Raw genomic sequence first — 6,420 nt, forward strand, 5'->3', positions numbered from 1 at the left:
CGCCGCCGCACACGGCGATCCGGCGCACGGCCCGGTCGGGCGCGCCGGTCGCCCGCACCCCACCGGCGGTCACCGGCAAAGCCTGCGCGACCCGCTGGCAGAACTGCGCGAGCGGCTCGGCGGCCGGCAGGACACCGACCCGCCCGAGCCCGCGGCATTCGGTGCCGGCATCGGTCCGCGTGCGCACGCGGCCACCCTCGGCGCGCGACCCGTTCGGCACCAGCGGCCCGACGTCACGCAGGCCGATCGCCACCGCCAGGGCGTCACTGACGCCCGGGTCCGCGACGTCGGCGTTCGTGTGCGCGGTGAACAGCGCCACCCCCGCCCGCACCAGCGTCGCCACGACCCGGCCGCCGGGCGTCGACTCGGCGACGCTGTGGGCGCCGCGCAGGAACAGCGGATGGTGGGTCACCAGCAGCTGAGCCCTGGCGGCCGCCTCGGCGGCGACCTCGGGCGTGGGGTCCACCGCGAACAGCACGTCGTGGACCGGGGCATCCAGGTCGCCGACCGCCAGCCCGACCGCGTCCCACGCCTCGGCCCAGGCCGGTGGATAGCACGATTCGAGCGCCCAGACGCAGTCACGGACCGTCGCAGCAACGGTGGTCATCCCCGCGACCTTACCCGGCTGACCGCTCGGGGGTACCGACCGGTGACCATCCGCCGTCAACTGACCGGGCGCCGTCAGTTCGCCCTGGCCTGACCCGTAACGTCACCTCTGGCGTAGGACGTCCGCACGGGGTTACCACGCCGGAAAGAAGGGTTGGAGCATGGCTGACGTATCGGTGCGCTTCCAGATTGCCGGGGATTCGGAGATTGTTCTGAACCTGGCGACGGCGCAGGCTGTGCGCCTGGTCGAGGCGCTGATGGGCAAGGTCGCAGACGCCATGGCCGCACCGGACCGGCTGGCCGTCGGCAGTTCGTGGCAGCAGGGCGCCCCGGTGGCGCCGGCCCCGCCGACCTTCAACCCGGGTCCGCGCCTGCAGCAGTGAGTCCGGGGCAGCCCGGACCACCGCCGGGTCGGTTGCTGCCAGAAAACCGGAAATCCGACAACAACGTCGGCTCAACGCGATACAACCTCGCAAAGCATTCCCTACGAGAGGACACCTGATTTCCCATGGCGGGGGACGTACCGGCCGACGAACGGATCCTCATCACCATCGATGATCCAGATCCTGGGACGGATACCCGGCGCGGCCTGCTCGGCCCGCGTGATTCAGCGGCCGGTGGCGGCCAGGAGGACTCGCCGGACCCGACCGGCCTGACCAGCGCGACCGGTGCGACCGGTGCGCTGGGGTTGGACGCGGCGGGCGCAGGCGGGGTCGCCCGCGGGCTGCTGGACGACTCGTCCCTCGACGACATGCCCGTCTGGGGAGCCAGGGCCCGCCGCTCGACCGCGCCGGCCGGCGCCGGCGGCAGCGCGGGCGCCCAGCACGGCGAGCGGACGGTGCACCGCTACGGCCGGGTCAGGGTCCTCGGCCGGCCGCATGCCGGCCCGTCACAGGACGCGACGGTCACCGCGGCCCAGGACGGCAACACGGGCGCCACCACCGCCCAGCCGGCCCCGGGCGACGGGACGATCGTGTCCACCCTCGCCCTCCCCGGTGGTCTGAGCCGGACGGAGTCCCTCGGCGTGGAGGCGTTCCGCCTGCGCGCCAGCGAGGGCTACCGCCGCCGCAAGCGGGCCCGCCCGCGCGACGCCGCGCCCTGGGACATGGCCCGCCCCTGCACCGACATCGCCCCGGCCCGCGGGTCGGGGACGTCCGTCACCCCCCGCCTGATGCCGACGCTGCTCAACGCGCCCTCGGCGAACGGCACCGACGCGGCCCAGAGCACCGCCGGCGCACCGGGTACCAGCGGGCTCAGCTCCTATCTGGAGGGCTCGGTCGCGGTCGGCCTGATCCTCGTCGAGGGCCCGACCGCCGCACTGCGGATGTCCGCCGCTGAACGCACGAAGATCGTCGCCGAGGTCCAGAACGGGCTGTCCTGGTACGCGACGCAGAATCCGGCCGCCGAGCTCACGTTCAGCTACGACATCCAGCTGGTCCAGCTGTCCACCCCGGCCGACCCGGGCGCCAGCGACCTGGAGTCGGTGTGGCGCAACCCGGCGATGAGCCGGCTCGGCTATGCGCCGACCTTCGACGGTGTCTACGACTACGTCGAGGGGCTGCGCGGGCGTCTCGGCACGAAATGGGCGTACTGCGCCTTCGTCACGAAGTACCCGCTCGGGCATTTCGCCTACGCGTCGATCGGCGGGCCGCGCCTCGTGCTCGCCGCCGACGCCGACGGCTGGGGCCCTGACAACATCGACCGGGTCTTCGCGCACGAGACCGGGCACATCTTCGGCGCACCCGACGAGTACGCCGGCGGTGGCTGCGACTGCGGCGGAAGCTGGGGCCGGTACGGCGTCCCCAACGGCAACTGCGACGCCTGCGCCCCCGCGCCCGTCGACTGCCTGATGCGGGCCAACACGTTCGCCCTGTGCCGGTACACCCCCGCCCACATCGGCTGGGGCCACGGCGTCAGTGGCAACCCGGTGCTCATCCAGTCCCGCGGGCTCGGCGTGCGGGGCAACTTCGACGTCGTGGTGCCCTCGGCGTTCTCCGGGCTCACCCACGTCTGGCGGGAGAACGACGCCGGCGGAACCCCCTGGCGGGACCCCTGGCAGACCGCCCAGGCGCTCGGCCGGGTCGACGCCGTCACGATGCTGCAGAGCACCCTGGCCACCCCCGGGCCGCTGGAGACCGTCGTCCGCGTCGGCAGCCGCCTGTTCTTCCTCTGGCGGGACAGCACCGGCGCGTTCCAGTGGCGCCCGCCCGTCCAGCTCACCCAGAACGTCGGCGGCGTGCCGTCGATGGTCCAGAGCCGGCTCGGCGGCCGGGGCAACTTCGAGCTGCTCGCACCCGCGGCGGACGTCGGCATCATCCACATGTGGCGCAACCACGACGTCGCGGGCTACCCCTGGAGCGCGCCGAAGCTGTTCGCCGCGAACCTCGGCCGGGTCGACGCGGTCAGCCTGATCCACGGGACGCTCGGCGGCGGCGCCGGCCTGCTGGAGGCCGTCGCGCTGGTCGGCACCCGGCTGGTGCACCTCACCCGTGACTCGTCCGCCGTCTGGCGGACGAACGGCGTCTTCGCCGAGGGGGTCTCCGGCAACCCGGTGCTGATCCAGAGCCTCTACCCGGGCGCCCGCAACTTCGAGGTGGTGGTGCCCGCCGCCGGAACCGGGCTGATCCACTTCTTCCGGGACAACAACCGGGCGACACCGGCCTGGAGCGGGCCGCGGCCCTTCGGCGCGTCACTCGGCCATGTGGACTCGGTCGCCCTCATCCAGAGCAACTACTCCGGGAACCTGGAGGTGCTGGCCCGGGTCGCGAACCGGCTGTACCTGCTGACCCGATCCGGCGCCGACGCCGTCTGGTCGACCCCGCAGCGGGTGTTCTGACTCCCGGGCGAACCCCCACGCCGCCGGCCCGGACCGGACCGCCGGCTCCGGCCGCGCGGGCCGGCTGGCGCGGGCCGACAGGCGCGGGCCGACAGGCGCGGGCGCGAGGCCGGGTCAGGTCGGTTCGTCCCAGGGCCGGCCCTCGAAGGAGCGTGGCGGCTTCGCCACGGCGCGGGCGAGCCAGCCGTCGACGAAGAGCCTTTCCCGGGGGTCCAGCGTCGCGGCCAGCTCCGCCGGGACGTCCGTGGCGAAGACACCCAGAACGCCGGGAACGGCGGCGGCGTCCGCCAGCCGCCCGGCGGGCACGACCACCAGCGCGAGGCGCGGCGGCAGGCGCGCGGTCACCTGGGCCCACTGCCCGATGACGTCCAGAGCCGCGCCCGCCGCCGTGGCGTCCTCGGCCAGCACGAACAACAGCTCTCGCGGCGCCCCCCACCCCGGCTCCCCCGGCCCGGACGACTCAGGCTCCGACTCCGGCTCGGGCACCGACTCGGGCTCGGGCTCCGGCACACCCGGTTCCCCGTTCCCCGGTTCCGGTTCCGGTTCGCCGCACGCCGACTGCGCGGGGCCTCGAGCACTCACCGGGTGTCCTCCTCTTCTCGGGGATCAGCCGCTCTCGGGGATCAGCCGCTCTCGGGGATCAGCCGCTCTCGGGGATCAGCCGCCACCGCGGCGCGTGACGCCCGCCGCGGTGGATGGACGCGGCGGCCGGTACAGGACAGGGTGGGAACATACGGGCCCACTCACGGGTCGGTGATGCTGCGACGTGAGGGGGTGCGGGAGACGATGAGTGAGCGACTGCCGCTGTTTCCGCTCGGTACTGTCCTGCTGCCAGGTCTGTTGATGCCACTGCAGATCTTCGAGGAACGCTACCGGGTCCTGGTCCGCGAACTGCTCGAAATACCCGAGACCGAACCGCGCCGCTTCGGCGTGGTGGCCATCCGGCGCGGCCGGGAGGTCGGCCCTGCGGTGCCGCAGACCTACGAGATCGGCTGCACCGCGCTGGTCCGCCGGGTGGAGGCCCTCCCGGACGGGCGGTTCTCGATGGTCACCGTGGGCGGCTCGCGTTTCCGGGTCCACTCCGTCGACGAGAGCAGCCACCCCTACCTGGTCGGTGATGTCGAGTACCTCGACGACGTCGTCGGCGACGAGGCCGCTGCCGCTGGCAACGCCGCGGTGGTGACCCGGCTGCTGCGGGAGTACACCGAGCGCCTCACCGCCAGCGGCACCGTCGAGGTCAAGCTGCCCGAGCTGCCGACCGACCCGATCGCGCTGTCCTTCCTCGTCGCGGCGGCGGTCGCCAACGACATCGCCGAGCGGCAGGAGCTGCTCGCCGCGCCGGACGCCGCAGCAAGGCTGCGGGGGAACGGGCCCTGCTGCGCCGCGAGCTCGGCCTGCTCGAACGCATCACGACCGTCGGCTCGAGCGAGCTGAACCGGATCACGCCAAGCTCCAACTGACCCGCCACGCACACGCCGACCCGATCCGGCTCCAGCCCCTCCGGCTCCAGCCTTCTCCCGCGGCGCCGCTGTCAGCGCGGCGCCGTCAGCGCGGCGCGTCAGCGGCGGCGCCGTGGCCAGCCGAAGGTGGTCCCGCCGGCCCACAGCGCCAACGCCAGCACCAGCAGCGCGACACCGGGCAGCACCAGGTAGAGGCCGGTGGCCCGCACATGGAAGTCCGCGAGGTCGCGCAGGAGGTCGGTCGCGTTGGGAGGGAGCGAGTCGAGGGCGGCATCGGAGCGGCGCAGCCGCCCGACCTCCCCCGCCAGCAGCGAGCCGGCGACCCCGCCGGCCCCGAGGCCGACCGCGACCGGCCAGCCCGCGTCCGCCGCGCGCCAGTAGGTGACGAGGCCGCCGATCACTCCGGCCACGGCGCAGATCATCGCGAAGTAGGCGTCGACGGTGCTCTGCACCGAGAAGACGGACATCGCCCCGGCGAGCACCGCCTCCACGTCGAGGTGGGGGGCGCAGGCGGCCCACAACAGCCCCAGCAGCGGACCCACGACGACCATCGCGAGCGCACACACGGCCCCGGCGAGCAGCCTGGCCCGCATGCTCTGCGGCGGCGGCATGCTCTGCGGCGGCGACGTGCTCGACCAGGCCGCGGCCTCACCCTCGGCCAGATCCGCCGCGGACACCACTGCCATCTCATGTACCGCTGGCTCCGCAGGTACCACCGCCGCTGGCTCCGCCGGTACCGCAGGCCCGATGGGCGTCACCGTGCCCGCCGGCTCGGCCGGTACCCCGGCCGACCGGTCCGAGGAGGCCGCGGGGTCAGCCGGAACGGGCTCGGCCCCACCCTCGGCCCGCGGGTGCCCTTCCGGCCCGGAACACACTGAGATGTCCCGGGTACCCCGGGTGCCGCCCGGCAACTCTGCCACGACCCGTCCGTCTCCTCGCCAGCCACACCGGCCCTTCGACCCGGATCTTCCGGGGTGACCCGGTTCATCCAGGGCGAGCCGACCCCCGTCGATGCCGGACTCAGGCATCGACCGTACCCGCCGCCGCGACGACCCCGCCTCCCGCCGCTCGGCCCGGACCAACGGCAGCACCGGCCCGGACGCTCCGGCCCGCAGCGACCGGAGCCACGCCCAGCGTGCGGCGGGCTCGAGGTCAGGAGCGGGTGACGCGCCGCAGGGCGTGTGCGGCCACCAGCAGCGCGGCCACGGCGACCGCGGCACAGACCCCGAGATCCGCCGACACTCCCGCCCAGTCGACCGAGGGCGCGAACGCCTGGGCCAGCGCGTCGACCGCGTAGCTGCTCGGCAGCAGGTCACGCGCCAGGCGCCCGATACCCGGCAGCCTGTCGGCGGGAATGACGCCGAGGAACAGCACCACGCTCATGCCGAGCTGACCCGCGACCGTCGCGAGCTCCGGCTTCGGCGCGAGCAACCCGATCGCCGCGCCGATACCGGCCAGACTCGCCCCCGCCAGAACCGTGACCGGAAGCAACAGCCACAGACCCGTCATCGGCAGGCC

General features: G+C 74.2%; 6 protein-coding genes and 1 pseudogene. 3 read left to right on the forward strand and 4 right to left on the reverse strand.

Annotation, left to right across the window (positions count from 1 at the left end; translation table 11 throughout):
• Nucleotides 1-607, reverse strand: a 607-nt coding sequence (locus FREUN1FDRAFT_RS37465) for a Nif3-like dinuclear metal center hexameric protein (RefSeq protein WP_006545649.1), incomplete at its 3' end; no start/stop codon positions are given.
• A gap of 160 nt (nt 608-767) precedes the next feature.
• Between FREUN1FDRAFT_RS37465 and FREUN1FDRAFT_RS37470 the strand changes: the two genes are divergently transcribed.
• Entirely contained in the window at nt 768-989 is a 222-nt protein-coding gene (locus tag FREUN1FDRAFT_RS37470; RefSeq protein ID WP_006545650.1) for a hypothetical protein, read from the forward strand.
• Nucleotides 990-1,114: 125 nt separating this feature from the next.
• A complete protein-coding gene (locus FREUN1FDRAFT_RS37475; protein WP_006545651.1) occupies nt 1,115-3,442 on the forward strand; it encodes a hypothetical protein in 2,328 nt (775 codons plus the stop codon).
• Nucleotides 3,443-3,556: 114 nt separating this feature from the next.
• Here FREUN1FDRAFT_RS37475 and FREUN1FDRAFT_RS37480 read toward each other — a convergent pair whose 3' ends face one another.
• A complete protein-coding gene (locus tag FREUN1FDRAFT_RS37480) occupies nt 3,557-3,952 on the reverse strand; it encodes a hypothetical protein (protein ID WP_232295602.1) in 396 nt (131 codons plus the stop codon).
• Between the two features lie 276 nt (nt 3,953-4,228).
• Here FREUN1FDRAFT_RS37480 and FREUN1FDRAFT_RS37485 point away from each other — a divergent pair.
• Nucleotides 4,229-4,902: pseudogene (locus FREUN1FDRAFT_RS37485) on the forward strand (LON peptidase substrate-binding domain-containing protein).
• 98 nt (nt 4,903-5,000) lie between these two features.
• Here FREUN1FDRAFT_RS37485 and FREUN1FDRAFT_RS37490 read toward each other — a convergent pair.
• Together FREUN1FDRAFT_RS37490 and FREUN1FDRAFT_RS37495 are read right to left on the reverse strand one after the other, a co-directional pair.
• The gene (locus FREUN1FDRAFT_RS37490) at nt 5,001-5,588 is read right to left on the reverse strand and encodes a hypothetical protein (RefSeq protein WP_232295603.1); all 588 of its coding nucleotides are present in this window, start codon (nt 5,586-5,588) and stop codon (nt 5,001-5,003) included.
• A 466-nt stretch (nt 5,589-6,054) separates the two neighbouring features.
• Nucleotides 6,055-6,420, reverse strand: a 366-nt coding sequence (locus tag FREUN1FDRAFT_RS37495) for an ABC transporter permease (protein ID WP_035957413.1), incomplete at its 5' end; no start/stop codon positions are given.

Origin of the sequence: Parafrankia sp. EUN1f (genome assembly GCF_000177675.1) — a bacterium.
GTDB lineage: Bacteria > Actinomycetota > Actinomycetes > Frankiales > Frankiaceae > Parafrankia.

What these genes read in the sequence shown, in the direction of transcription:
- FREUN1FDRAFT_RS37470 (WP_006545650.1), top strand. Translation starts at nt 768, where the DNA reads ATGGCTGACGTATCGGTGCGCTTCCAGATTGCCGGGGATTCGGAGATT.
- FREUN1FDRAFT_RS37475 (WP_006545651.1), top strand. Translation starts at nt 1,115, where the DNA reads ATGGCGGGGGACGTACCGGCCGACGAACGGATCCTCATCACCATCGAT.
- FREUN1FDRAFT_RS37490 (WP_232295603.1), bottom strand. Translation starts at nt 5,588, where the DNA reads ATGGCAGTGGTGTCCGCGGCGGATCTGGCCGAGGGTGAGGCCGCGGCC.